This is a genomic window from Streptomyces winkii (assembly GCF_032248595.1).
GTDB classification, from domain to species: domain Bacteria; phylum Actinomycetota; class Actinomycetes; order Streptomycetales; family Streptomycetaceae; genus Streptomyces; species Streptomyces winkii.
This window is the reverse complement of the sequence record NZ_JASTTH010000001.1, coordinates 276,672-300,446: the sequence shown is the minus strand read 5'-3', so window position 1 is coordinate 300,446 and position 23,775 is coordinate 276,672. Positions and strand designations below refer to the sequence as shown.

The following is a 23,775-nucleotide window of genomic DNA, read 5'->3' as shown; positions in this document are numbered from 1 at the left end:
ACCGACGCGATCTCCAACTCCCGCCCGTGGAACGGGGAATGGCGCATCGGAGCGGTCACACGCGCCCTGCGCGGGAACGGCCGCCGCGGACCGCTGCGGCTCTCGGCAGCCCTCCGGGCCGCTTCACCTGCTGCTACCGTCGACGCCGGAACGAGGACTCTGAGAGGGGCGGCGCACGGTGGCACGTGGCAGCGGCGCGGGAGCGGTGGTGGCGGCGCTTACGGCGGCAGCCCTGGCCGTCATCGGATTCTTCACCTACCAGGCGAGCGCCGCGCAGGACCGCGAGAAGGCGGGCTCGTCGGACTCCCGGGGCCCCGGCGAGGGGCCTTCGGAGCGCGAGAAGAAGGAGCGGGAGACCAACCTTCCCGCGTTCTCGGGCGCGGGCGAGCGCGTGGTGTACGACCTGGACCGCGACCGGGTCTGGCTGATGGGCGAGAACCAGGAGGTCAAGCGCACCTTCCGGGTGGCCCCCAGCTCCGTCGACCCGAAGCCCGGTACGTACAAGGTCGAATCCCGCGCTCCGCACGTCACGGGCTCGGACGGGGTGCCCGTCGAGAACGTGGTGCGCTTCGCGACCAGCCAGGGCACGACCATAGGCTTCAGCGCCGCGCTCGACGGTTCGATGCCGGACGCCGACCCCGTGGAGCAGACCGGCGGGATCCGGGAGCACCGCGCGGACGGCGAGGCGATGTGGCTGTTCGCCACGATCGGCACGAGGGTCGTGGTGGTCCGCTAGGACCGGTGCTCCAGCGGGGCTCGGCTGCGACAGGGAGGCGGCCGGAGCGCTTCGACCGGTACGGCATCGAGGCCGACCGATGCCTGGTCGCACTGGACGAGAACCCGGAAGGCACGAATCGCGCAGGCGCCGAGCCGCGACGAGTACGCCTGCGTGGTCATCGGGGGCGGCATCCGCAAGCACGAGCCGCTGCCCGAATTCTTCGAGAAGGCGGTCAACCTTGTCCGGCGGCACGCACCGGACGCGGCCATCGCCTTCGACAGCCGCCCCGAGGACTGCGCCGACGCGGCGCTGCGTTGGCTGCGGTGGCTGCGTTAGGGCGTCTCCGCCCTAACGCAGGTTGCTGTGTGCCGCGAACGGGCGGCGGCCGAGGGCGAGTTGACGCCTCGGGCTCAGGCGGCGTCCCGGCCCCGCCGGGCGCGCGGTCGGCCGGGCGCCGAGGAGGCGCCGCCGTCCTCCGGCTCCACGTGCTCCTTGTCGGGCACGCGCCCGCGCCGTTGGCCGCCGGCGTCCGCGCCCGCATCCGAAGGCGGCGTCGAGACCGCGTCGGCGGCCGCACACGACGCCAGCAGCGCCCGCATCGAAACGCCCGTCTCCTTCGGAGCCGACGGCTGCGCGCCCGGCTTCCGCACTCGGTCTTCGGCGGGCATGGGTCCTCCCGTGGCTCCTGGGCGGGCGGGTCAAGTGAGGCAGACCTAACCCCGCACTCCCGACCATCTGACCACGCGCGCCACCGCCCGTGCAACATCTTGCCGACAACCTGTCGGGACGTACGGGCCGCGCGGCCTGCCCGGCCGGAGCGTCAGCCGAGAACGGAGAGATCCACTCCGCGCCACCGCTCTCCGACGCCGGTCACCGTCACGGTCCGTACGTCGTCCGCGGCGTCCACGGCATCCACGGCGTCCTCGCCCGCGCCCTCGCCGGAACCTCCCGCGCCTCGGCCGCCTTCCGGGCGTGCCCCCGTCTCGCGCTCGATCAGGACGTGGAAACGGTCCTCCGAGAGCTCCTCGACCCTGCCCTCGCCCCACTCCACGACCACGACCGACTCGGGCAGCGAGACGTCGAGGTCGAGGTCGTCCATCTCCTCCAGCCCGCGCCCGCCCAGCCGGTACGCGTCGACGTGAACCAGCGGCGGTCCGTCGCCGAGCGGCGGATGCACGCGCGCGATGACGAACGTCGGCGACGTCACCGAGCCACGCACTCCGAGCCCGGCGCCCAGCCCGCGCGCGAGCGTGGTCTTGCCCGCGCCAAGCTCGCCGGTGAGCAGTACGAGGTCGCCGGGGCCGAGCAGGCCCGCGATGCGCCGTCCCACCTCCTGCATCCGCTCGGGATCCGGAACGAGGGCGGTGCGCTGGACGGCGAGCGGTTCGGCCGCCGTCGGGGACTGTGGTGCTTCCATGCGTCCGGATGGTACGCGCGCGAACAGGGGCGCTGCGCCGCGCTCCCGACGGGCCTGCTCACGGCGGCTCCGGCCGGGCCCGCGCGCTCAGGTTCCCGTGACGGCCCGGGTGATCAGCTGCGCCAGGGCCTCGTTGACCTCGTGCGGGCGCTCCAGCATCGACAGATGACCGGTCTTCTCCAGGATCCGCAGCCGGGCCGAGGGCAGCGCGGCGGCGATCGCCTCGCTGTGCGCGTACGGAGTGAGCAGGTCGCGGTCCCCCGCGAGTACGAGCGCCGGGCGCCCGTCGAACGCCGCCAGCGCGGCCGTCTTCTCGTGCGCCTCGAAGGCGGGGTAGAACTCCGCGACCACGTCGATCGGCACGGCCTCGATCAGCCGCTCCGCGAAGCGCGCGACGCCCGGATCGACGTTCCGCGCATCACCGAAGGAGTAGCGCTTGACCAGCCCGGCGAAGAGGTCCGCCGTCGCACGGCGCCCCCGCTCCACCAGCGCGCTCTGGGCGACCATCGCCTTCAGCACGCCGGGCACCACGCGCCGTACCGCCTTCAGGCCGAGGTTCGGGAGCGGCAGCCCGTATGTCACCTCGCCGAGCCCGCCCGCGCTGGTGTCGATGAACGCGACTCCGGTGACGCGCTCGGCGACGTAGTCGGGGTACTGGTCGGCGAGCGCCATCAGCGTCATGCCACCCATCGAGTGGCCGACGAGCACGATCGGGCCGTCCGGCACGACCTCGTCGAGCACGGCCTTGAGGTCGCGGCCCAGCTGGTCGATCGTCACGGGCTCGCCGACGGGCGCGCGCCCGGATCGTCCGTGGCTGCGCTGGTCCCAGTAGACGGTCCGTACGGCGCCGCGCAGGGCGGCCCGCTGGAAGTGCCATACGTCCTGGCCGAGGCAGTAGCCGTGGGTGAAGACGACGGTCGGGGGCGGGGCGGCGGCACCGCGACGCGCCCCCTCGCGTCCAGCGGACCCGCGTTCCTTGCCTGCCGGACCGTTCCGGGCGTCCGCGGTGGCGGAGCGCCGCCTCAGCAGCCGCATCAGGCGGTTGCGGTGCGGGGTGGGCGGACCCGCGGGCTGCTCGCCCCCGGCCGTTCCGTCCCCGGCCTGCCCGTCGGCGTCCTGTCCGTCGGAGCCGCTTCCGGTGCCGATGCGTACGGGCTCCACGGTCGGGCCACCGACGCCGTCGCCCGCCGCCGCGGCGGCAGCGGTACGGGCCGCCGCGGACCGGGCGCCGTTCGCTGCGCGGCGGCGGCGCGCCGGCTGCCCGGCGCCGTCCCCGTACGCCTCCGGCTCGTCCGTCTCGAAGTACAGCTCCGTGCCGTCCTCCGCGTACGCGGTGCCCGCGGTCCCGCGCAGCGAGCCGTACGGCCCCGCCGCGTCCAGCGCGAGCCGGGCCCTGCGCCGCACCGCCCGGTTGACCGTCAGCCGCTCCACCGCGACGCCCGCCGCCACGAGCCCCAGCGTCGCCCCGGCGAGCCCGGCCCGACGGCCCCACGCGCCCCCGCCTCCACCGCCCGGGACCTCTGCGGCGGCCGAGGCCGCGGCGTCCACGAGCTCCCCCGCCGGGCCCGACGGCCCGGCGACCGCTCTCGAATGCACCCCGGGACTCATCCGCTCAACCCCCCGTATTCGCCCGTTCGTTCGTATGGATCCGTGATACCCGGGCGCCGATGCGCGTAACGATCTCGTACGAGATGGTGCCCGCCGCGCGCGCCCAGTCCTCCGCCGTCGGCTCGCCCCGGTCGCCGGGGCCGAAGAGCACGACCTCGTCGCCCGCGGAGGCCGGGTCGCCGCCGAGGTCGACGACGAACTGGTCCATGGCCACGCGCCCGGCCACCGTCCGCCACTTGCCACCGGCCAGCACCGGCGCCGTACCGGAGGCGTGCCTCGGCACCCCGTCCGCGTAGCCGAGCGGCACGAGCCCGAGCGTGGTCGCGCCCGGGGTGCGGTAGGTGTGCCCGTAGCTGACGCCGTGCCCCGCGGGCACCTCCTTGACCAGCGCGAGCGAGGCGCTCAGCGTCATCGCCGGACGCAGCCCCAGCTCCGCCGCGACGCCGACCTCGGGGGACGGTGAGAGCCCGTAGACCGAGACCCCCGGCCGTACGAGGTCGAAGTGGGACTCCGGAAGCGTCAGCGTCGCGGGCGAGTTGGCGTGGTGCCGCACCTCCGGGTCGAGACCGGCCCGCTCGGCGACCGCGAGCGCATCGCGGAATGCGCCGAGCTGTTCGGCGTTCGCGGGGTGCCCCGGCTCGTCGGCGCGGGCGAAGTGGGACCAGATTCCGGTGACCCGCACCGAGCCCTCCGCCTCCGCGGCACGGGCCGCGGCGACGAGGTCCGGCCAGTCGGCGGGCTGGCAGCCGCCGCGGCCCAGCCCCGTGTCGGCCTTCAGCTGGACCCGAGCCGTACGGCCGCTGACGCGGGCCGCCGCGACGATCTCCTCCAGCGCCCACAGCGCGCTCGCCGAGACGTCGATGTCCGCCTCGATCGCCTCCCGCCACGGCCCGCCCGGCGTCCACAGCCAGCTCATCAGCCGTCCCGTGTCACCGGCCGCCCGCAGGGCCAGCGCCTCGTGCGGGGTGGCGGTGCCCAGCCACGACGCCCCGGCCTCGCGCGCGGCGCGGGCGCAGGGCACCGCTCCGTGCCCGTATCCGTCCGCCTTCACCACGGCCATCAGCTCCGCGCGGGGTGCGCGGGCGCGCAGCGCGCGTACGTTGGCGCGCACCGCGTCGAGGTCGATCTCGGCGCGGGCACGGCGGGCCTCGGAGCCGGGCGGCGCGGTGCCGGGAGGCGCGGGGGAAGCGGCGGGGCCTGAGCGGTCGTTCACGGTGTCAGTGTCTCAGGTGGGGGTGGTACGGCTTTCTCCGTACTGTCCCAGTTCCGTCACCCCGTGCCGTACGCACGCGGGAAAACCGCTTGCGGGGCTGGGGCCGACGGGCCCGTGGCCCAGCCCGTACGCATCAGCCCGCCGCAGGCCCGCCGTCCCCGTCCCGCAGCACGTCACGCCACGCCTCCGTCAGCGCCTCCGCCACATCCGACGCACCCGCGGGCCGCCGCGCGAAGCGGCCCGCCAACCCGTGCAGATACGCACCCGCCGACGCGGCATCCAGCACATCGAGGCCGCCCGCCAGCAGCGAACCGATGAGCCCGGAGAGCACGTCCCCCGTCCCGGCGGTGGCAAGCCAGCCGCTTCCTGTCGCGTTGACGCGCATGCCGCCGGGACCGGCGACGACCGTCGTCGAACCCTTCAGCAGCACCGTCGCGCCCGTGCGCTCGGCGAGTTCGCGTACGGCCGCGAGCCGCCGCGCCTCGACCTCCGTGCGCTCCCAGCCGAGCAGTGCGGCGGCCTCCCCGGCGTGCGGCGTCAGCAGAGTCGGTGCCGTACGGGCGCGCAGTGCGGCCGGGTCCGCGAGGCGCAGCCCGTCCGCGTCGATGAGCACGGGCACCTGCGCGGCCAGTACGTCCTCCAGCCGCTCGCGGTCCTCGCCGAGGCCCGAGCCGACCGCCCACGCCTGCACGCGGCCCGCCTTGCTCGGCGGCCCCCCGGACACCAGGGTCTCGGGGTGGCGCGCGATCACGGCGTCCGCCGCCGGTCCCACGTACCGCACGGCGCCCGCTCCGCCGCGCAGCGCGCCCGACACGGCGAGCACGGCCGCACCGGGATAGCGGGCCGACCCCGCGACGACGCCCACGACGCCGCGCCGGTACTTGTCGCTCTCCGCCTCCGGCCGGGGCAGCAGCCCGTTCACGTCGGCGTGCTGAAGCGCCTCCGCCGCCGGGCCGGCATCGAGGTACGGCCCGAGTCCGATGTCGATCAGGCGCAGGGCGCCCGCGTGCTCGTGCCCCGGAACGAGCAGCAGCCCCGGCTTGTACGCGCCGAACGTCACCGTCGCATCGGCCCGTACGGCCACCCCGGGCACCTCGCCCGTGTCCGCGTCGACACCGCTGGGCAGGTCCACGCTCACGACGGCCGGGCCGGCACGCTGCACGAGCTCCACCAACTCGACGGCGGCCGGCCGCAGTCCGCCCTTTCCGCCGATGCCCACGATCCCGTCCACGACGAGATCGGCCCGCGCGATGACCTGCTCCACGGGCACCGGCGCGCCCTCCACGACGGCACCCGGTGCGGTCAGCACCCGCCCGCCGGCGGCCCGCAGCGCGGCCAGGCCGCCCTCGTGGACGCGCTCCGGGGCGAGCAGCACGGCGCTGACGCCGGCTCCGCGCCTGGCGAGGCGTGCCCCCGCGAAGAGCGCGTCGCCGCCGTTGTCGCCGCTGCCGACGAGGAGCACGACGCGGCTGCCGTACGTCCGTCCCAGCAGCCCCGCGCACGCGGAGGCGAGCCCGGCCGCGGCGCGCTGCATCAGCGCTCCGGAGGGCAGGCGGTCCATCAGCCGCCGCTCGGCGGCCCGTACGGTCTCGACGCTGTACGCAGTCCTCATCCCACCAGTCTGACGGCGCACCCGCGGCACGGACCACACGAACGTGACGAGGGCTCACCGCGCCGACGGGACGCCGCGGCCCGATGCCGCCGACCGCGGCTCATCCCTCGGCGATCACCACGGCCGAGGCGATGCCCGCGTCGTGCGAGAGCGACAGATGCCAGCCCCGGACGCCCAGCGACGCCGCGCACGCGGCCACCGTCCCCCGTACGGTCAGCGAGGGCCGGCCCGAGTCGGCCTGGACGACTTCCGCGTCGGTCCAGTTCAGACCGCCGGGCGCCCCCAGCGCCTTGGCCAGCGCCTCCTTCGCGGCGAAGCGGGCGGCCAGGGAGGCCACGCCCCGCCGCTCGCCGCTCGGCAGGAACAACTCGGCGTCCACGAAGAGCCGTTCGGCCAGCGTCGGAGTGCGCTCCAGCGCCTGTCCGAACCTGTCGATCTCGGCCACGTCGATGCCGACCCCGACGATCACCTCGTACCCCCGACGGTTTCGTCCTCGCCGCGCCCGCCGCGGGCGTCGCCCTCGCTCCGGGCGGCGCCCGGCCTCGCCTCGTACGTACGCGGCTCCACCGGCACCCCCTCCAGATCCGTGATCCACGCGCCGTCCGGCCGCACCGTCACCACCTGCCCGTCGCCGACGTCGGCGGCCTCCCGGGTGTGCGGTGCGAAGGCCGCGGTGTCCGAGGCCAGGAACGTCTCGCCGTCGCCGATCCCCACGGTCAGCGGCAGCCCGCGGCAGCCGCCCACGATCACGTCCGGTTCGTCGGCGTACGCGGCGACCAGCGCGAACGTGCCGGTCAGGCGGCGGCAGACCTGGCGCATGGCCTCGGCCGGGTCGCCGCAGGAGGAGAAGTGCTCGGCGAGCAGATGGGCGGCGGCCTCGGTGTCCGTCTCCGACACCAACTCGTGGCCGCGGCCGGAGAGTTCGGCCCGCAGCCGCCCGTGGTCGCCGATGTCGCCGTTCTGTACGACCGCGACGTGCCCCGAATCGTCCAGGTGCGGGTGTGCGTTGAGGTCCGTGGGCGGACCGTGCGTCGCGTGCCGGATGTGTCCGATCCCCGCCGTCGCGGCCGGAAGCGGGCGCACCCTCAGCTCCTCGCGCACGTCGTCGAACGTCCCCGCCTTCTTCGCCGCCGCCAGTCCCCCGTCGACGAGCAGGGCGATCCCGGCGGAGTCGTAGTCCGGGCGCTCCAGCCGGCGCAGCCCGTCGAGGAGGACACCGAGGGCGGACCGCCCTCCCGCGTACGCAACGATTCCGCACATGCGAGCACCCTAGAGCGTGTGCGCCCGCACCGGCGCCGGGGCCGAGGTGCGGGCGGGCTTCTCGCGGGGCGCGGAGCGGGCTCAGCGGCCCCGGGCTATGCGCTCTATGGCGTCCTCCATCAGCTCCAGGTACTCCGCTTCCTCACACCGCGGCTTGCTGCCCGGGACGTACAAGTCGAGGCTCTCGGAGAGATCCTCCGCCAGGTCCTCGTCGGGCAGGTCGTCGAGCGCCAGATCGCTCTGTATGCGGGCCGCGAAGTCCCGGTCCAGGGGTGACGCGGGCAGGGCGGGTCGTCTTCGTATGTGGTACTTGAGGCTCAAGCGGCCGATGCGGAGGGACATGCCGGGAACGTAGCGGCAAAACCAACCGCGCGTACACCGTCTGCACATCCCGTTTTCACGGAGGGTTCGTGCGGGGCGCGCGAGCCCTCCACGTCCCGGGCCGCCGGGGCCCGTCAGGCAGGCCGGGCGCAGAATGGCCGGGTGCCCACCACCCCCTATGTGGATCTCTCACGCGAGGAGTGGAGCGCGCTGCGCGAGCGCACGCCGCTGCCCCTGACCGCCGACGAGGTCGAGCAGCTGCGCGGCCTCGGCGACGTCGTCGACCTCGACGAGGTGCGCGAGGTCTTCCTCCCGCTCTCCCGGCTGCTCAACCTGTACGTCGGAGCCACGCACGGCCTCCGCGACGCGGTGAACACCTTTCTCGGGGAGGCCGCTGGAGACGCGGACGGCGAGTCCCGCGGCACCCCGTTCGTGATCGGCGTCGCGGGCAGCGTCGCGGTGGGCAAGTCCACGGTCTCCCGGCTGCTGCGTGCGCTGCTCGCCCGCTGGCCGGAGCACCCGCGCGTCGAACTCGTCACCACCGACGGCTTCCTGCTGCCCACGGCGGAGCTGCGGGAGCGCGGGCTGATGTCGCGCAAGGGCTTCCCCGAGTCGTACGACCGCAGGGCCCTCATCCGGTTCGTCGCCGACGTCAAGGCGGGCAGGCCCGAGGTGAGCGCGCCCGTCTACTCGCACCTGCTCTACGACCGGGTCCCGGACGAGCGGCTGACGGTGCGGCGTCCCGACATCCTGATCGTCGAAGGGCTGAACGTACTCCAGCCCGCGCTGCCGGGCAGGGACGGGCGCACCAGGCTCGCCCTCGCCGACCACTTCGACTTCTCCGTCTACGTGGACGCCCGCACCAGCGACATCGAGGCCTGGTATCTGAACCGCTTCCGCGCGCTGCGGGACACGGCCTTCCAGGACCCGCGCTCGTACTTCCACCGCTACACGCAGGTGACGGAGGAGGAGGCGCTCGAATACGCGCGGCGCACCTGGCGCACGGTCAATGAGCCCAATCTGCGGGAGAACATCGCGCCCACGCGCGGCCGCGCGACGCTGCAACTGCACAAGGGCCCGGACCACAAGGTCCGCCGGCTCTCGCTGCGGAAGCTGTGAGGACGCCGGTCCGTCGGCCGGTCCGTCGGCCGGTCTGTCGGCCGGTCCGCAGGCCCGTACGACTCCGGTACGACGACCGTACGTACGCGAGGCGGCCCGTCCTCAGCCGAGCGAGCTCTTCACCACATCGGCAAGGCGGCCCGCGACGGACTCGGCCTGCTCGCTGTCGGCGGCCTCCACCATGACCCGTACCAGCGGCTCGGTCCCGGACGAACGCAGCAGGACCCTGCCCGTGGCGCCCAGCTCGCGCTCCGCGTCGTTGACCGCGGCGGCCAGCTCGGCGGAGGTGTCCACGCGGCTCTTGTCCACGTCCCGCACGTTGATCAGCACCTGCGGCAGCCGCTCCATGACGCTCGCCAGCTCCGCGAGGGGCTTGCCGGTCGCGGCGGCGCGGGCGGCCAGCATCAGGCCGGTCAGCGTGCCGTCCCCGGTGGTGGCGTGGTCGAGCACGATCACGTGCCCGGACTGCTCGCCGCCCAGCGCGTACCCGCCGCGCTTCATCTCCTCCAGTACGTAGCGGTCGCCGACCGCCGTCTGGAGCACCTCGATGCCCTCGCGGGCCATCGCCAGCCGGAAGCCGAGGTTCGACATGACCGTGGCGACGACGGTGTCCTTGCGCAGCCGGCTCGCGTCCCGCATGGCCACCGCCAGTACGGCGAGGATCTGGTCGCCGTCGACGACCTCTCCCTGGGCGTCGACCGCGAGGCAGCGGTCCGCGTCGCCGTCGTGGGCGACGCCGAGGTCGGCCTCGTGCTCCACGACGGCGGCACGCAGTACGTCGAGGTGGGTCGAGCCGCAGTTGTCGTTGATGTTGAGCCCGTCGGGGTCCGCGCCGACGGTGACCACCTCGGCACCGGCGCGAGCGAAGGCCTCGGGGGAGACGCGTGAGGCGGCTCCGTTCGCCCCGTCGATGACGATCTTCAGCCCGTCGAGGCGGTTCGGCAGTACGCCCACGAGGTGGGCCACGTAGTTGTCGAAGCCCTCGTCGTAGTCGCGGACGCGGCCGACCGCCGCCCCCGTCGGGCGTTCCCACGGCTGGCCGGTGCCGTGCTCGCGGTAGAGCGCCTCGATGCGGTCCTCCAGCTCGTCGGCGAGCTTGTGGCCGCCCTGCGCGAAGAACTTGATGCCGTTGTCGGGCATGGGGTTGTGGCTCGCGGAGAGCATCACGCCGAGGTCCGCACCGAGCGATCCGGTCAGATAGGCGACGGCCGGCGTGGGCAGCACGCCCACGCGCAGCACGTCGACTCCGGCGCCCGCCAGGCCCGCGACGACGGCGGCCTCCAGGAACTCCCCGGACGCCCGTGGGTCCCGTCCGACGACGGCCACCGGCCGGTGTCCCTCGAACGAGCCCACTTCAGCGAGCACGTGAGCCGCCGCGACCGACAGGCCGAGCGCCAGCTCGGCGGTCAGGCCCTCGTTGGCGACACCGCGCACACCGTCCGTACCGAAGAGTCGTCCCACTTGTGGTTCCTCCGAGTCCGAGTCGAGCCCGCTCTCCGGGCCGAGGACGGGGTCCCGACCGGATACGAGCTGTATACGAGCCGCATATGGGGCGAACGCGAACCGGACACCACCCGGTCCGTACGGAAGATCGGAGCTCGCCCCGTCCGTGCAAGGTATCCGTCATACCCCGGTCTGCTGTCGCTCCCCCGTGCCCGGCACGCTCTCGCGCCGCCCGCGCTCATCAACGGTGCCCGTCGCGACACGTTGTATACCGAGTGCACGCGAGCGGCATGCCGGGGCCCGACCGCTCGTGTGCGTACGCCCGCTCCCGCGGGCCGGGACGCCGCCTCACCGTCCGGTTCGCCGTCATCCTCATAGACGAACGCCCCGGGGGTACGGTTTCGCACCCCCGGGGCGGTTCGATCGCTGCTGTGCGGCAGCGCAGCCAGACCGGCGCGTCAGCGCTTGCTGTACTGCGTGCCCTTGCGGGCCTTCTTCAGACCGGCCTTCTTGCGCTCGACCGCGCGAGCGTCACGCGTGAGGAAGCCGGCCTTCTTCAGCGGGCCGCGGTTGTTGTCCGCGTCCGCCTCGTTCAGCGCGCGGGCCACACCGAGGCGCAGAGCGCCGGCCTGACCCGAGATGCCGCCGCCGTTGATACGGGCGACGACGTCGTAGCGGTCGTCCAGTTCGAGCACCTTGAAGGGCTCGTTGACTTCCTGCTGGTGCACCTTGTTGGGGAAGTATCCCTCCAGGGTGCGACCGTTGATCTTCCACTTGCCGCTGCCCGGGACGATACGAACGCGGGCGACGGCGTTCTTGCGGCGCCCCGTGCCGGCGGCCGGCTGCGGGTCGCCGAAGCGGGACGCGAGCGACTCGGAGGTGAACTCCTCGGGCGCCTCGGGGGTTTCGGTCGTGTACTCCTCGACGCCCTCTACGGGGGTCTCAGCAGTGGTCTCGGCCACGGTTCTCCTCAACTTCTCTCTGTATCGGGTGGGTGGCCGGACTTACTGCGCGACCTGGCTGATCTCGAACGGCACGGGCTGCTGGGCGGCGTGCGGGTGCTGGTCTCCCGCGTAGACCTTCAGCTTCGAGAGCATCTGGCGGCCCAGGGTGTTCTTCGGGAGCATCCCCTTGACGGCCTTCTCCACGGCCTTCGCGGGGTTCTTCTCCAGCAGCTCGTCGTAGCGGACGGACCGCAGGCCACCCGGGTATCCGGAGTGGCGGTAGGCCATCTTCTGGGTCCGCTTGTTGCCGGACAGGTGCACCTTGTCGGCGTTGATGATGATGACGAAGTCACCGGTGTCGACGTGAGGCGCGTACACCGGCTTGTGCTTGCCCCGGAGAAGGGTGGCGGCCTGCGTGGCCAGACGGCCCAGGACAACGTCCTGCGCGTCGATGACATGCCACTGGCGCTGGACATCGCCGGGCTTGGGGCTGTACGTACGCACTGTCGTAGCCTTCGCTTCTGCTAGTGGGGTCTCCCCAGGCCCGCAAGGGCTAGGGGACGGGTCTCCCCAGCCCGTAGGGCCAAGGGACGGGTCGCCCCGGCCCGCGAGGGGCTGGGGGACATCTCCCTTGAGCCCCGGAGGGCAACGGGAAAGGTCCTGACAAGGCCACCTGGCAGATCACTTCAGCCTTGACCGCACCGCGGTGACGCGGGCCGCGTGTGCTGATCGCTGGTCATCGGCCGGTGGGCCGGGTGTAAGGCCCTCCCACGTGAGAATGAGCAAGCCAATACACACAACGAACGGGCAGCTTACCGGGGCGCACCCGTACGGGTCAAAACGGGCCGGGCACGACCCATGACCGGCCGACGGGCTCTGTCCACCGGTCTTTCGACGGCCCCCGGCGACCAGCACGAGGCGACGTTGCGCTGCCTCGACGCTCGCTTTCCAGCCGAGGGATCGCGCGCGTGGTCGCTCGTGCGTGGACCTCGTACGTCTCCGGCCGCTGCTGCTGCCGCACGGAACGGACGAGGTCACGCCATCCCCATCGCCTCTCCGTGCGGGGCGAGTTCACCGAGACGGGACGCAACCGCCCCCTATCGCCAGCCCGTTCGGCGCGACGAGAGCGACCGGCGCGGAACGTCATCGGACGCGCGACCTCCGTTACCTCCGTGACCTCAAGGGGAGCTCAAGAACGGCCACTTGTAGCGGTTCACGCGGTGGCATTCCCCCGGTTCCAACCGAATATGATGCGCCCCATGAGCTTTGGGCAGGATGGACCCGGCCAGGGTCCGGGCGGTTCCTCCACTCCCGACTGGGCGGCGCTCGCCGACGAGTCGGAACGGGAACGCACACGGAAGCGCCGCTGGATGATCGCCGGCGCCGGTGCGCTCGCCACCGTCGTCGTCGCCGGGATAGTCGCCTTCGCCGTGATGAGCGAGGGCGGCGGCGGAGGCAGTGCCTCGGACAAGCCGTCGGAGACCCTGCCCACCCCGAAGGACCTGCCGTCGAGCAGCGGTGAACCGACGTTCGAGGACGAACCGCCGCCGCCCCCGCCGCCGCGCGACTTCGTCTCCGACGCCAAGCGCGACAAGGCCCCGCTCAGCGTCGGCACGCTCTACCCGTCGTCGAGCGTCAAGGTCAACGGCCGCCCGTACAAGCGCACTTCGACCGATACGAGCAAGGACTGCGCCGACGCCGCGCACGCCGGGCTCGGCCCCGTCCTCAGCAAGAACGGCTGCGAGAGTCTCTTCCGGGCCACCTACACCCACCGAGGGCTCGCCGTCACGGTGGGCATCGCCGTCTTCGACGACGCGAAGACCGCTGCCAAGGTGAAGCAGCAGTACAAGCCGAACCTCGTCGCCCTGAAGGGCGGCGGCGTCCCGGACTTCTGCCGCACCGTCACCTGCCGTACGACCGCCAACTCCTTTGGCCGGTATGCCTACTTCACCATCGCGGGCCGCACCAACGGCAAGCCCTCCACCTCCGCCGATGCGAAGGCCGAGCAGGCGGGGCGCGACGGTTCGACGTACGCGTACGCCCGCATCCTGAAGCGCGGCAAGGACCAGGCGGCCAAGGCCGTGGGCGCCTCCCCCGAGTAGCAGCGCCACGCGCGCCGGCGCGAGCGGTCAGCAACAGCCAGTAGCCGCCGCCCCGCCTGCCGCGGGCAGTGAACGCCTGTTGCGTGCCGCCAAGTTGCGCGCCGCCAGCTCATCGTCCGGTGGATAGCCGACCTCCTCCAGGGTCAGCCCGTGCGGCCGTACGACGTGGACCGCGGAGTCCCGCACCCGCCCTGCCAGCACCTGCCCTGGCCACTCCGGCGGCCTGTGCCCGTCGCCGACGAAGAGCATCGCCCCCACCAGCGAGCGCACCATGTTGTGGCAGAAGGCGTCCGCCGTCACGGTCGCCTCCAGCACGCCGTCCGCGTGCCGCTCCCAGCGCAGCTCGCGCAGGGTCCGGACGGTGGTCGCGCCGTCGCGCTTCTTGCAGTACGCGGCGAAGTCGTGCTCGCCCAGCAGATGCCGGGCCGCGGCGTTCATCGCGTCCATGTCCAACGGCCAGTTGTGCCACAGCACATGGGAGCGCAGCAGCGGGTCGACGCCGCCGGGATGGTCGGTCACCCGGTACGAGTAGCGGCGCCAGACCGCGGAGAAGCGGGCGTTGAAGTGCTCGGGTGCCGCGCCGACGCGCCACACCCGTACGTCCATGGGCAGCCGCCCCGCCAGACGGCGCAGCAGCTGACCGCCGTGCTCGGCCCACACCTCCTCAGGCAGGTCGACGTGGGCGACCTGGCCCCGCGCGTGGACCCCGGCGTCCGTGCGCCCCGCGACCGTCAGATCCACCGGCGCGGCGGGCTCCCGCTGCCCGAGCCGCAGCACGACGCGGATCGCGTCCTCCAGCTCCTGCTGTACGGTCCGCCGGCCGCGCTGCCGGGCCCAGCCGGAGAAGTCCTTGCCGTCGTAGCTCAGGTCGAGCCGGACGCGTACGTTGCCGGGCCCGACGGCGTCCGGCCCGCCTGCCGCGGCAGGCGCGGCGCCCGTCGCCCGCGTCATGTCCATCGCGTCGGTCACGACGCCGATCCTTCCGTTCCTCTCACGGTGAAGAACGAACAGGCCCGCCCCCCGAAGGGAACGGGCCCGTTCACGAGCTCCACGAGCGTCAGGCGTCCTTGGACTCCTCGGTCCCGGACTCCTCGGCGGCGGTCTCCTTGACGGCGGTCTCGTCGGCCGCAGCCTCGTCGGCGGCCTCGGCCTCTTCGGCCTTGGCCTCGTCCGCCTTGGTGGCCTTCGCCTTGGCAGTCGCCGCCTTGGTGGCCTTCTTCTGGCCGGACCCCGACGCGGGCTTGTCGCCTGCCGCCTTCTTGGCCGTCCGCTTGGTGGCGGCCTCGGCCTCGCCGACAGCCTGCTGCTGCACGGTCAGGGCCTCCACCAGCTCGATGACCGCCATGGGGGCGTTGTCCCCGCGCCGGTTACCGATCTTGGTGATGCGGGTGTAGCCACCCGGCCTGTTCTCGTAGCGGGGACCGATCTCGGTGAAGAGGGTGTGGACCACGCTCTTGTCCGTGACCGTGCGCATGACCTGACGGCGATTGTGCAGGTCGCCCTTCTTCGCCTTCGTGATCAGACGCTCCGCGACGGGACGCAGCCGACGGGCCCGCGCCTCCGTGGTGGTGATGCGCCCGTACTCGAAGAGATCCGTGGCGAGGTTCGCCAGCATCGCCTTCTGGTGCGCGGCGCTGCCGCCCATGCGGGCACCCTTGGTGGGCTTCGGCATCGTGCTTCTCCTTCTATGTCCCTGCACCGGCCGTATCAGGTACCGGTGGCAGTTCCGGCCGTATCAGGTACCGGATGCGGGGGTATCCCCAAGCCCGTCAGGGGCCGAGGGAGAGCCTGACCGGGCGGATTCCCGGCCGGGCGACGGGGCCGTACGCGTACGTACGGCCCCGCGAGATCAGAACCGCTGAGCGCGGATCAGATCAGTACTGCTCGGTCTCGACGAACCCGGCGTCCGTGTCGTCCTCCGCGCCGAAGGCGTCGGCGGCGGCCGTCGGGTCGAATCCGGGCGGGCTGTCCTTCAGGGCCAGGCCCATGCCCGCGAGCTTCGCCTTGACCTCGTCGATCGACTTGGCGCCGAAGTTACGGATGTCGAGCAGGTCCGCCTCGGAACGCGCCACGAGTTCGCCCACGGAGTGGATGCCCTCACGCTTCAGGCAGTTGTACGAGCGGACGGTGAGCTCCAACTCCTCGATCGGCAGCGCCAGATCGGCGGCGAGCGCGGCGTCCGTCGGGGACGGACCCATGTCGATGCCCTCGGCGTCGACGTTCAGCTCGCGTGCCAGGCCGAAGAGCTCGACCAGGGTCTTGCCGGCCGAGGCCATGGCGTCGCGCGGCCGCATGGCCTGCTTGGTCTCGACGTCGACGATGAGCTTGTCGAAGTCGGTGCGCTGCTCGACACGGGTCGCCTCGACCTTGTACGTGACCTTGAGCACCGGCGAGTAGATGGAGTCGACCGGAATGCGCCCGATCTCCTGGCCCATCTGCTTGTTCTGCACGGCGGAGACGTAACCGCGGCCGCGCTCGACCGTCAGCTCCATCTCCAGCTTGCCCTTGCCGTTGAGCGTGGCGAGGACCAGGTCGGGGTTGTGCACCTCGACACCGGCCGGCGGCGCGATGTCCGCGGCGGTGACCAGGCCGGGACCCTGCTTGCGCAGGTACATCACGACCGGCTCGTCGTGCTCCGAGGAGACCACGAGGGACTTGATGTTGAGGATGAGGTCGGTGACGTCCTCCTTGACGCCCGGCACGGTCGAGAACTCGTGCAGGACACCGTCGATCCGGATGCTGGTGACAGCCGCTCCGGGAATCGAGGAGAGGAGCGTACGACGCAGGGAGTTACCGAGGGTGTAGCCGAACCCGGGCTCCAGCGGCTCGATCACGAACCGTGAGCGGAATTCGTCGACGACCTCTTCGGTCAGGGACGGGCGCTGAGCGATCAGCATGTGGTGATGCCTCCAGTCTTCGGCAACCGCTATTTGATGCCGTACTGACAGGGTACGGGTGGCACGGCGCTTTCCGAGTGCCGTGCCACCCACCCCGGTTGGACCGCTGCCGTCGAGCGGGGCTCGACGGCAGCAGCCGGGCGTACCCGAACTACTTCGAGTACAGCTCGACGATCAGCTGCTCCTGCACCTGGGTGTCGATGCTGCAACACCCTGGGGAGTAATCCCCAGACCCCAAGCAGACGCGTGGTGCACGCCACCAGGGACCGGCGCCGGAGCGGCCGTACGCCGTACCCGAACTACTTCGAGTACAGCTCGACGATCAGCTGCTCCTGCACCTGGGTGTCGATCACCTGGCGCTCGGGCAGCGAGTGGACGAGGATCCGCATCTTCGAGGGGATGGACTCCAGCCACGCCGGAACCGTCTTCTCGCCCGCCTCCGCGGCCGCCACCTGGAAAGGCGTGAGGTTACGGGAGGACTCGCGGACCTCGACGATGTCCGAAACGGACACGCGCGCCGACGGGATGTCGGTCTTGCGGCCGTTCACGGTGATGTGCCCGTGCCGGACCAGCTGACGGGCGTGGTCACGGGACTTGGCGAAGCCCGCCCGGTAGACCACGTTGTCCAGACGGGTCTCCAGGATGCGCAGCAGGTTCTCACCAGTCTTGCCCTGCTGGCGGTTGGCCTCGTTGAAGTACCCGCGGAACTGCTTCTCCAGGACGCCGTAGATACGCGCCGCCTTCTGCTTCTCGCGCTTCTGCAGCAGGTACTCGGAGTCCTTGGTGCGCCCGCGACCGTGCTCACCCGGGGGGTAAGGACGGATCTCGATCGGGCACTTCGCGCTCTCGCACTTGCTCCCCTTGAGGAAGAGCTTCTGCTTCTCCCGACGGCAACGCTTGCAGTCGGCCCCGGTGTAACGCGCCATTGTCTTTAGATCTCCTGTTTCAGCTGGTCAGACTCGGCGACGCTTGGGCGGGCGGCAGCCGTTGTGCGGGGTCGGGGTGACGTCCTGGATGGAGCCGACCTCGAGGCCGGTGGCCTGGAGGGAACGGATCGCGGTCTCACGGCCGGAGCCGGGACCCTTCACGAAGACGTCGACCTTGCGCATGCCGTGCTCCTGAGCGCGGCGAGCGGCGTTCTCGGCGGCCATCTGCGCCGCGAACGGCGTCGACTTGCGGGACCCCTTGAAGCCGACATGGCCGGCGGAGGCCCAGGAGATCACGTTGCCTGTCGGGTCGGTGATCGAAACGATGGTGTTGTTGAACGTGCTCTTGATGTGAGCGTGCCCGGCGGGGACGTTCTTCTTGTCCTTGCGGCGCACCTTCTTGGCGGCCGTACGGCCCTTCGGAGGCATATGGATTTACTCCTGTGGAGGTCGTCGGTCCAGCAACACGGACCGCTTGCAGCGAGTCCGGTGCGGACTACTTCTTGCCCGGCTTCTTCTTGCCGGCGATCGCGCGACGCGGGCCCTTGCGGGTGCGGGCGTTGGTCTTGGTGCGCTGACCGTGGACGGGGAGACCGCGGCGGTGCCGCAGACCCTCGTAGCAGCCGATCTCGACCTTGCGGCGGATGTCGGCCTGAATCTCACGGCGGAGGTCACCCTCGACCCGGAGATTGTTGTCCACGTACTCACGGATCTTGACGAGGTCTTCCTCGGCCAGATCCCGCACCCGGGTGTCGGGGTTGACGCCGGTCTCACCCAGGGTCTGCTGGGCAAGGGTACGACCGATGCCGAAGACGTAGGTGAGGGCGACCTCGACGCGCTTCTCGCGCGGGAGGTCGACGCCTGCGAGGCGTGCCATTCCTTGGGCTCCTGATGTGCTTTGCGGAGGTCTGCCGCAGCGCCGTCCCCTGTCCGCACTGCTACGGGCAGGGTCCCCGGCCTCCGACCGAGGGTGTCGTCCCCACCGACATGAGTTACAGGCGGGGGGTCGGGCGTCTGCGTATGTACTTTTCGCTTGCGTCGCGCGAAGAGTGCGATCCGTGCGAAGGCTTGCGGTGCTTCTGCTTCAGCCCTGGCGCTGCTTGTGGCGCAGGTTGTCGCAGATGACCATGACCCTGCCGTGGCGGCGGATCACCTTGCACTTGTCGCAGATCTTCTTGACGCTCGGCTTGACCTTCATGGATGAGGTTCTCCGGGTCAGGCCGCCGCCCCACGGCATGGGACAACGGCTCGATCTGTCGAGCTACTTGTAGCGGTAGACGATCCGCCCGCGGGTCAGGTCGTACGGAGAGAGCTCCACCACGACCCGGTCGTCGGGAAGGATACGGATGTAGTGCATCCGCATCTTGCCGCTGATGTGCGCGAGAACCTGGTGCCCGTTCTGAAGCTCCACCTTGAACATCGCGTTCGGCAGAGATTCGACGACCGTGCCCTCGATCTCGATGGCCCCTTGTTTTTTGGCCATGCTCTAGCGCTTCACCTTCCGGGATCGGCTACCTGGGGTGACCCCGGGCATACTGATACCCCGGGACCGACGAGCCAGTCTACGGTACCCGTCCGGCAAAGACGAATTCGGGTAGCCTCCCCGGCAATCAAGATCATCATGCCCGGCGCGCCAAACTCCGCGCGGCGCGGGCGCTCCACGGGGGGCGCCGGACGGGTTCCCGCCCGCGGATCAGCCGACGGGGTCGGGCGCGGCCGTGATCCCCAGCTCGGCGAGCTTCGCCCGGCCGCCGTCGGGCGCGGTCAGCACGAGCGGGCCCTCCTCGGTGAGGGCGACCGAGTGCTCCCAGTGGCTCGACCAGGTGCCGTCGTTCGTCTTGACCGTCCAGTCGTCCGAGAGCACATGCGTCTTGGGCGTGCCCATCGTCAGCATCGGCTCGATGGCCAGGCAGAACCCGGGCACCAGCTTCGGGCCGCGGCCGCGGCGGCGGTCCACGTAGTTCAGCAGATGCGGGTCCATGTGCATCTGGGAGCCGATGCCGTGGCCGCCGTAGTCCTCGACGATCCCGTACGAACCGGAGGCGGGGCGCGGCTGGCGCCGGACGTACCCCTCGATCGACCGCGAGACGTCCACGAGCCGGTTGCCCTTGCGCACGGCGGCGATGCCCGCCCACATGGACTCCTCGGTGACGCGGCTCAGTTCGCGGAGCTCGGCGGAGTGCCCGTCGCCCACGAAGACCGTGATCGCCGCGTCGCCGTGCCAGCCGTCGACGATCGCGCCGGCGTCGATGGAGAGCAGGTCGCCCTCCTTGAGGACGGTCTCCCTGTCGGGGATTCCGTGCACGACGATGTCGTTCACCGAGGTGCAGATGTTGCCCGGAAAGCCGCCGTAGCCGAGGAAGTTGGGCTTGGCGCCGTGGTCGGCGAGCACCTTCGCGGCGACCTCGTCCAGGTCCTTCGTGCTGGCGCCCGGCACCGCGGCGGCCCGGCACGCGTCGTGCATCGCCGCGACGACCAGGCCCGCCTCGCGCATCTTCGCGATCTGTTCCGGGGTCTTGATCTCCACCATGCGGCGGTGCCTTTCTCGACGGGGTGCTGTCGGGCTTTGAAGGGTCCTGACGGGGACATGATGGCTGCGTCGCGACGGCCGACCCCTTTGCCGGCCATGGGATACACGGGGGCGGAAGCGCATCGCCCCGCCTCACTCAGTGTGCCGTACGAGCCCGTGATCGCGAGACCGGGCCCGGGCACCGACCCGGACCGCGACCGCTGGCGCGGCCGTTGGTCACGGATCGCTCATCCCCGTCAGTCGGCGACCGAGTCCTTCGCGTCCTCGAGAGCCTGCATCGAGCGCTCGGTGACCTCGCTCACCTCGCCCAGCGCGGAGATGGTGGTGACGAGGTCCTGGCGCTTGTAGTGGTCGATGATCGGTTCGGTCTCGTTGTGGTAGACGGCGAGCCGCTTACGTACGGTCTCCTCGCGGTCGTCGTCCCGCTGGTAGAGCTCGCCGCCGCACACGTCGCACACCCCGTCGTTCTTCGGCGGGCTGTACTCGGCGTGGAAGACGTGGCTGCTGTCGCTGCGGCAGATGCGGCGGCCGGCGATCCGCTTGACGACCTCTTCCTCCGGGACCTCCAGGTCCAGCACGGCGTCGAGCCTCTGGCCCCTCTCCTCCAGGATCAGGTCCAGCGCCTCCGCCTGTGCGATGTTGCGGGGAAAGCCGTCGAGCAGGAAGCCGTCGGCGGCGTCCGGCTCGGCCATCCTGTCCTTCGCCATGCCGATCGTGACCTCGTCGGGCACGAGCTGGCCCGCGCGCATGTACTCCTGGGCCTGCTGACCGAGCGGCGTGCCCTGGCTGATGTTGGCGCGGAAGATGTCACCCGTGGAGATGTGCGGAATCGACAGGTTCTCGGCGAGGAACGCGGCCTGCGTTCCCTTACCCGCGCCAGGCGGTCCGACGAGGACGATACGCATCAGCGGAGGAACCCTTCGTAATTGCGCTGCTGAAGCTGGCTCTCGATCTGCTTCACGGTCTCGAGCCCGACGCCCACGATGATCAGAATGCTCGTCCCGCCGAACGGGAAGTTCTGCTGGGCGCCGAACGCGATCAGCGCGACGGTCGGCACCAGGGCGATCAGCCCGAGATACAAAGACCCCGGCCATGTGATGCGGTTCAGCACATAGGCCAGGTACTCGGCAGTGGGCCGACCTGCCCGGATGCCCGGGATGAAGCCACCATACTTCTTCATGTTGTCGGCGACTTCTTCGGGGTTGAAGGAGATCGCCACGTAGAAGAAGGCGAAGAAGACGATCAACACGAAGTACGTGACGATGTAAAGCGGGTGGTCACCCTTCACGAAATGGGCCTGGATCCACTGCGCCCAGCCCGCCTGCGATCCGCTGAACTGAACGATCAGCGCCGGAATGTAGAGCAGCGAGGACGCGAAGATGACCGGAATCACACCCGCCTGATTGACCTTCAGCGGAATGTACGTGGACGTACCGCCGTAACTGCGGCGCCCGATCATGCGCTTCGCGTACTGCACGGGGATACGGCGCTGGGCCTGCTCGACCAGCACCACGAGAGCCACCATGGCGAGGCCGCTGATGATCACCGCGCCGAACTCGATCCAGCCGTCGGCGAGCTTGCCTTGCTTCTTGATGGCCCACAGCGCGCCCGGGAAGCCGGCGGCGATCGAGATGAACATCAGGATGGACATGCCGTTGCCGATGCCGCGGTCGGTGATGAGCTCGCCGAGCCACATGATGAAGGCGGTGCCCGCCGTCATGCAGATCACCATGGTGACGGTGGTGAAGACCGACTGGTCCGGAATGATCTGGTCACGGACCTGGCACTGCGGGAAGAGGGTGCCACTGCGGGCGGTGGCCACAAGGCCCGTCGCCTGGAGGATCGCGAGCGCGACCGTCAGATAACGCGTGTACTGCGTGATCTTGGCCTGGCCGGCCTGGCCCTCCTTCTTCAGCGCCTCCAGCCGCGGAATGACCACGACCAGCAGCTGAAGAATGATGCTCGCGGTGATGTACGGCATGATGCCGAGCGCGAAAATGGTCAACTGCAACAGCGCGCCACCGCTGAACATATTGACCAGCCCGAAGAGGCCCTGGTTCCCCTTGGCCTCGTTCATGCACTGGTTGACGTTCTCAAAGCTGACACCCGGCACCGGAACGTGCTGCCCCAAGCGGAAGAGCACCACGATGGCGAGCGTGAACAACAGCTTCTTTCGCAGGTCGGGCGTCTGGAACGCCCGGGCGAACGCGGTGAGCACGGTGCCTCCTGCGCCCCCCGCGTCTCGCGCGAGAGGTGACGGTCTTGGGGTCGACAGATACCAACAGTGCCCGCCACCTTACCGGCGACGGTGCCCGCCGTGGAACGACGGACCGGGGACGCCCCGCTGGGACGCCCCCGGCCAGTCAGTAGGCGAACTCAGTCAAGCTCGGTGACGGTGCCGCCGGCAGCGGTGATCTTCTCCTTGGCGGAGCCGGAGACCTTGTTGACGGTCACCGTCAGAGCCACGGAGATGTCGCCCGACCCGAGCACCTTCACGAGCTCGTTCTTGCGGACGGCGCCCTTGGCGACCAGATCGGCCACCGTGACGTCGCCGCCCTTGGGGTAGAGCTCGGCCAGCCTCTCCAGGTTCACGACCTGGAACTGCTTGTGAGCCGGGTTACGGAAGCCCCTCAGCTTGGGCAGCCGCATGTGCAGCGGCATCTGCCCGCCCTCGAAGTTCTCCGGAACCTGGTAACGGGCCTTGGTGCCCTTGGTGCCACGTCCGGCCGTCTTGCCCTTCGACGCCTCGCCGCGACCCACGCGGGTCTTGGCGGTCTTGGCGCCCGGAGCCGGCCGGAGGTTGTGCACCTTCAGCGGGTTGTTCGCTGAAGAGTCAGCCATCTCAGTCGACCTCCTCGACCGTGATGAGGTGCCGCACGCTGTGCAGCATGCCGCGCACCTCGGGACGGTCATCGCGTACGGAGACGTCGCGGACCCTCTTCAGGCCGAGCGTCCGCAGCGTGTCCCTGTGGTTCTGCTTCGTCCCGATGACGGAGCGGGTCTGCGTGATCTTCAGGCGAGCCATTACGCACTCACCCCGGCACGTGCCCGCAGCAGAGCGGCGGGCGCCACGTCCTCGAGCGGCAGGCCACGGCGGGCGGCGATCTCCTCGGGGCGCTGAAGGCCCTGAAGCGCCGCACGCGTGGCGTGCACGATGTTGATCGGGTTCGCGGAGCCGAGCGACTTGCTGAGCACGTCGTGGATGCCCGCGCACTCCAGCACGGCACGCACCGGGCCACCGGCAATCACACCGGTACCAGGCGAAGCCGGCTTGAGCAGCACGACACCCGCGGCCTCCTCACCCTGGATCGGGTGCGGAATGGTGCCCTGGATGCGGGGGACCTTGAAGAAGTGCTTCTTGGCCTCCTCGACGCCCTTGGCGATGGCGGCCGGCACCTCCTTGGCCTTGCCGTACCCGACACCCACGGTGCCGTCACCGTCGCCCACCACGACCAGCGCGGTGAAGCTGAAGCGACGTCCACCCTTCACAACCTTGGCCACGCGGTTGATCGCGACGACGCGCTCGACGTACGCGGTCTTCTCGGCGGCGGCGCCGCCATCCCGGCCCTTGCGGTCCCGACGCTCGCCGCCACCGGCGCCGCCTCCGCGGCGCTGGGGTCCAGCCATTGGAATTACCTCTCTCCTTTATCCGCTCAGCGTTGGAA

The 23,775-nt window shown here is 71.1% G+C and carries 28 protein-coding genes and 1 pseudogene; 4 read left to right on the top strand and 25 right to left on the bottom strand.

All coding sequences use genetic code 11. The annotated features are described in order from the left end of the window. Window positions 1-178 precede the first annotated feature (178 nt). Both QQM67_RS01460 and QQM67_RS01455 read left to right on the top strand, forming a co-directional pair. The gene (locus QQM67_RS01460) at window positions 179-736 is read left to right on the top strand and encodes a hypothetical protein (protein ID WP_314171609.1); all 558 of its coding nucleotides are present in this window, start codon (window positions 179-181) and stop codon (window positions 734-736) included. Between the two features lie 153 nt (window positions 737-889). Beyond that, window positions 890-1,054, top strand: a complete 165-nt coding sequence (locus QQM67_RS01455; protein ID WP_314171608.1) for a hypothetical protein — start codon at window positions 890-892, stop codon at window positions 1,052-1,054. Between the two features lie 74 nt (window positions 1,055-1,128). Here QQM67_RS01455 and QQM67_RS01450 read toward each other — a convergent pair whose 3' ends face one another. From QQM67_RS01450 to QQM67_RS01415, 8 genes and pseudogenes are all read right to left on the bottom strand, one after another. Then, complete coding sequence (locus QQM67_RS01450) at window positions 1,129-1,386, bottom strand: hypothetical protein (protein ID WP_314171606.1); 258 nt, start codon at window positions 1,384-1,386, stop codon at window positions 1,129-1,131. Window positions 1,387-1,538: 152 nt separating this feature from the next. Continuing rightward, window positions 1,539-2,135, bottom strand: a complete 597-nt coding sequence (gene tsaE / locus QQM67_RS01445; protein WP_314171604.1) for a tRNA (adenosine(37)-N6)-threonylcarbamoyltransferase complex ATPase subunit type 1 TsaE — start codon at window positions 2,133-2,135, stop codon at window positions 1,539-1,541. 87 nt (window positions 2,136-2,222) lie between these two features. Continuing rightward, window positions 2,223-3,731, bottom strand: coding sequence for an alpha/beta fold hydrolase (locus tag QQM67_RS01440; protein ID WP_449657446.1), 1,509 nt, complete (start codon window positions 3,729-3,731; stop codon window positions 2,223-2,225). Window positions 3,732-3,747: 16 nt separating this feature from the next. Next, the gene (gene alr / locus QQM67_RS01435) at window positions 3,748-4,956 is read right to left on the bottom strand and encodes an alanine racemase (protein ID WP_314171602.1); all 1,209 of its coding nucleotides are present in this window, start codon (window positions 4,954-4,956) and stop codon (window positions 3,748-3,750) included. Window positions 4,957-5,089: 133 nt separating this feature from the next. Continuing rightward, on the bottom strand, window positions 5,090-6,568 hold the full coding sequence (locus tag QQM67_RS01430; protein WP_314171600.1) for an NAD(P)H-hydrate dehydratase: 1,479 nt from the start codon (window positions 6,566-6,568) through the stop codon (window positions 5,090-5,092). Between the two features lie 100 nt (window positions 6,569-6,668). Further along, on the bottom strand, window positions 6,669-7,037 hold the full coding sequence (locus QQM67_RS01425; RefSeq protein WP_314171599.1) for a holo-ACP synthase: 369 nt from the start codon (window positions 7,035-7,037) through the stop codon (window positions 6,669-6,671). Window positions 7,038-7,087: 50 nt separating this feature from the next. Beyond that, window positions 7,088-7,828: pseudogene (locus QQM67_RS01420) on the bottom strand (glutamine--fructose-6-phosphate transaminase (isomerizing)); the annotation flags it as partial. 81 nt (window positions 7,829-7,909) lie between these two features. Next, window positions 7,910-8,170: a hypothetical protein gene (locus QQM67_RS01415; RefSeq protein ID WP_314171597.1), complete on the bottom strand. Its 261-nt coding sequence runs from the start codon at window positions 8,168-8,170 to the stop codon at window positions 7,910-7,912. 141 nt (window positions 8,171-8,311) lie between these two features. On the opposite strand from QQM67_RS01415, the gene coaA reads away from it, so the two are divergent. Beyond that, window positions 8,312-9,268 carry a type I pantothenate kinase gene (coaA, locus tag QQM67_RS01410; RefSeq protein ID WP_314171596.1) on the top strand — a complete coding sequence of 319 codons (957 nt, stop codon included), beginning with the start codon at window positions 8,312-8,314 and terminating at the stop codon, window positions 9,266-9,268. 102 nt (window positions 9,269-9,370) lie between these two features. Here the strand turns inward: coaA and glmM are convergent, their stop codons facing one another. The 3 genes from glmM to rplM form a co-directional block, all read right to left on the bottom strand. After that, entirely contained in the window at window positions 9,371-10,729 is a 1,359-nt protein-coding gene (gene glmM / locus QQM67_RS01405) for a phosphoglucosamine mutase (RefSeq protein ID WP_314171594.1), read from the bottom strand. 440 nt (window positions 10,730-11,169) lie between these two features. Continuing rightward, on the bottom strand, window positions 11,170-11,673 hold the full coding sequence (gene rpsI / locus QQM67_RS01400) for a 30S ribosomal protein S9 (RefSeq protein WP_314171592.1): 504 nt from the start codon (window positions 11,671-11,673) through the stop codon (window positions 11,170-11,172). A 42-nt stretch (window positions 11,674-11,715) separates the two neighbouring features. After that, complete coding sequence (rplM, locus tag QQM67_RS01395; protein WP_314171591.1) at window positions 11,716-12,159, bottom strand: 50S ribosomal protein L13; 444 nt, start codon at window positions 12,157-12,159, stop codon at window positions 11,716-11,718. Between the two features lie 755 nt (window positions 12,160-12,914). Between rplM and QQM67_RS01390 the strand changes: the two genes are divergently transcribed. Then, complete coding sequence (locus tag QQM67_RS01390; protein ID WP_314171590.1) at window positions 12,915-13,757, top strand: hypothetical protein; 843 nt, start codon at window positions 12,915-12,917, stop codon at window positions 13,755-13,757. Window positions 13,758-13,784: 27 nt separating this feature from the next. Here the strand turns inward: QQM67_RS01390 and truA are convergent, their stop codons facing one another. From truA to rpsE, 14 genes are all read right to left on the bottom strand, one after another. Next, complete coding sequence (truA, locus tag QQM67_RS01385; protein ID WP_314172203.1) at window positions 13,785-14,708, bottom strand: tRNA pseudouridine(38-40) synthase TruA; 924 nt, start codon at window positions 14,706-14,708, stop codon at window positions 13,785-13,787. 106 nt (window positions 14,709-14,814) lie between these two features. Beyond that, window positions 14,815-15,429, bottom strand: a complete 615-nt coding sequence (gene rplQ, locus QQM67_RS01380) for a 50S ribosomal protein L17 (RefSeq protein ID WP_314171588.1) — start codon at window positions 15,427-15,429, stop codon at window positions 14,815-14,817. Window positions 15,430-15,631: 202 nt separating this feature from the next. Beyond that, on the bottom strand, window positions 15,632-16,654 hold the full coding sequence (locus QQM67_RS01375) for a DNA-directed RNA polymerase subunit alpha (RefSeq protein ID WP_055485885.1): 1,023 nt from the start codon (window positions 16,652-16,654) through the stop codon (window positions 15,632-15,634). A 299-nt stretch (window positions 16,655-16,953) separates the two neighbouring features. Next, entirely contained in the window at window positions 16,954-17,580 is a 627-nt protein-coding gene (gene rpsD, locus QQM67_RS01370) for a 30S ribosomal protein S4 (RefSeq protein ID WP_314171586.1), read from the bottom strand. Between the two features lie 27 nt (window positions 17,581-17,607). Then, window positions 17,608-18,009 (bottom strand): 30S ribosomal protein S11, encoded by a 402-nt coding sequence (gene rpsK, locus QQM67_RS01365; protein WP_241060872.1) that lies wholly within the window; start codon window positions 18,007-18,009, stop codon window positions 17,608-17,610. Between the two features lie 67 nt (window positions 18,010-18,076). Further along, complete coding sequence (gene rpsM / locus QQM67_RS01360) at window positions 18,077-18,457, bottom strand: 30S ribosomal protein S13 (RefSeq protein WP_241060870.1); 381 nt, start codon at window positions 18,455-18,457, stop codon at window positions 18,077-18,079. A gap of 207 nt (window positions 18,458-18,664) precedes the next feature. Beyond that, the gene (gene rpmJ / locus QQM67_RS01355) at window positions 18,665-18,778 is read right to left on the bottom strand and encodes a 50S ribosomal protein L36 (protein WP_003956441.1); all 114 of its coding nucleotides are present in this window, start codon (window positions 18,776-18,778) and stop codon (window positions 18,665-18,667) included. A gap of 63 nt (window positions 18,779-18,841) precedes the next feature. Then, window positions 18,842-19,063, bottom strand: coding sequence for a translation initiation factor IF-1 (gene infA, locus QQM67_RS01350; protein WP_003948620.1), 222 nt, complete (start codon window positions 19,061-19,063; stop codon window positions 18,842-18,844). Window positions 19,064-19,273: 210 nt separating this feature from the next. Then, complete coding sequence (gene map / locus QQM67_RS01345; protein WP_314171570.1) at window positions 19,274-20,110, bottom strand: type I methionyl aminopeptidase; 837 nt, start codon at window positions 20,108-20,110, stop codon at window positions 19,274-19,276. A 236-nt stretch (window positions 20,111-20,346) separates the two neighbouring features. Then, on the bottom strand, window positions 20,347-21,015 hold the full coding sequence (locus QQM67_RS01340; RefSeq protein WP_314171569.1) for an adenylate kinase: 669 nt from the start codon (window positions 21,013-21,015) through the stop codon (window positions 20,347-20,349). Continuing rightward, entirely contained in the window at window positions 21,015-22,328 is a 1,314-nt protein-coding gene (gene secY, locus QQM67_RS01335; protein WP_314171568.1) for a preprotein translocase subunit SecY, read from the bottom strand. Before secY ends, QQM67_RS01340 begins: the two co-directional genes overlap by 1 nt. A 158-nt stretch (window positions 22,329-22,486) precedes the next feature. Then, a complete protein-coding gene (gene rplO / locus QQM67_RS01330) occupies window positions 22,487-22,951 on the bottom strand; it encodes a 50S ribosomal protein L15 (RefSeq protein ID WP_314171566.1) in 465 nt (154 codons plus the stop codon). Between the two features lies 1 nt (window position 22,952). Then, window positions 22,953-23,135: a 50S ribosomal protein L30 gene (gene rpmD / locus QQM67_RS01325; RefSeq protein WP_314171564.1), complete on the bottom strand. Its 183-nt coding sequence runs from the start codon at window positions 23,133-23,135 to the stop codon at window positions 22,953-22,955. Beyond that, window positions 23,135-23,737, bottom strand: a complete 603-nt coding sequence (gene rpsE, locus QQM67_RS01320; protein WP_028433263.1) for a 30S ribosomal protein S5 — start codon at window positions 23,735-23,737, stop codon at window positions 23,135-23,137. The genes rpmD and rpsE overlap by 1 nt, the downstream gene beginning before the upstream one ends. Window positions 23,738-23,775: the final 38 nt, after the last annotated feature.

Coding starts and splice junctions, on each gene's coding strand:
- map (WP_314171570.1), bottom strand. CDS start 20,110: ATGGTGGAGATCAAGACCCCGGAACAGATCGCGAAGATGCGCGAGGCG.
- rpsD (WP_314171586.1), bottom strand. CDS start 17,580: ATGGCGCGTTACACCGGGGCCGACTGCAAGCGTTGCCGTCGGGAGAAG.
- rplO (WP_314171566.1), bottom strand. CDS start 22,951: ATGGCTGACTCTTCAGCGAACAACCCGCTGAAGGTGCACAACCTCCGG.
- tsaE (WP_314171604.1), bottom strand. CDS start 2,135: ATGGAAGCACCACAGTCCCCGACGGCGGCCGAACCGCTCGCCGTCCAG.
- QQM67_RS01415 (WP_314171597.1), bottom strand. CDS start 8,170: ATGTCCCTCCGCATCGGCCGCTTGAGCCTCAAGTACCACATACGAAGA.
- QQM67_RS01390 (WP_314171590.1), top strand. CDS start 12,915: ATGAGCTTTGGGCAGGATGGACCCGGCCAGGGTCCGGGCGGTTCCTCC.
- infA (WP_003948620.1), bottom strand. CDS start 19,063: ATGGCCAAAAAACAAGGGGCCATCGAGATCGAGGGCACGGTCGTCGAA.
- truA (WP_314172203.1), bottom strand. CDS start 14,708: ATGACGCGGGCGACGGGCGCCGCGCCTGCCGCGGCAGGCGGGCCGGAC.
- rpmD (WP_314171564.1), bottom strand. CDS start 23,135: ATGGCTCGCCTGAAGATCACGCAGACCCGCTCCGTCATCGGGACGAAG.
- rplQ (WP_314171588.1), bottom strand. CDS start 15,429: ATGCCGAAGCCCACCAAGGGTGCCCGCATGGGCGGCAGCGCCGCGCAC.
- rpsM (WP_241060870.1), bottom strand. CDS start 18,457: ATGGCACGCCTCGCAGGCGTCGACCTCCCGCGCGAGAAGCGCGTCGAG.
- QQM67_RS01450 (WP_314171606.1), bottom strand. CDS start 1,386: ATGCCCGCCGAAGACCGAGTGCGGAAGCCGGGCGCGCAGCCGTCGGCT.
- QQM67_RS01340 (WP_314171569.1), bottom strand. CDS start 21,015: ATGCGTATCGTCCTCGTCGGACCGCCTGGCGCGGGTAAGGGAACGCAG.
- QQM67_RS01430 (WP_314171600.1), bottom strand. CDS start 6,568: ATGAGGACTGCGTACAGCGTCGAGACCGTACGGGCCGCCGAGCGGCGG.
- rpsE (WP_028433263.1), bottom strand. CDS start 23,737: ATGGCTGGACCCCAGCGCCGCGGAGGCGGCGCCGGTGGCGGCGAGCGT.
- rpmJ (WP_003956441.1), bottom strand. CDS start 18,778: ATGAAGGTCAAGCCGAGCGTCAAGAAGATCTGCGACAAGTGCAAGGTG.
- QQM67_RS01375 (WP_055485885.1), bottom strand. CDS start 16,654: ATGCTGATCGCTCAGCGCCCGTCCCTGACCGAAGAGGTCGTCGACGAA.
- rpsK (WP_241060872.1), bottom strand. CDS start 18,009: ATGCCTCCGAAGGGCCGTACGGCCGCCAAGAAGGTGCGCCGCAAGGAC.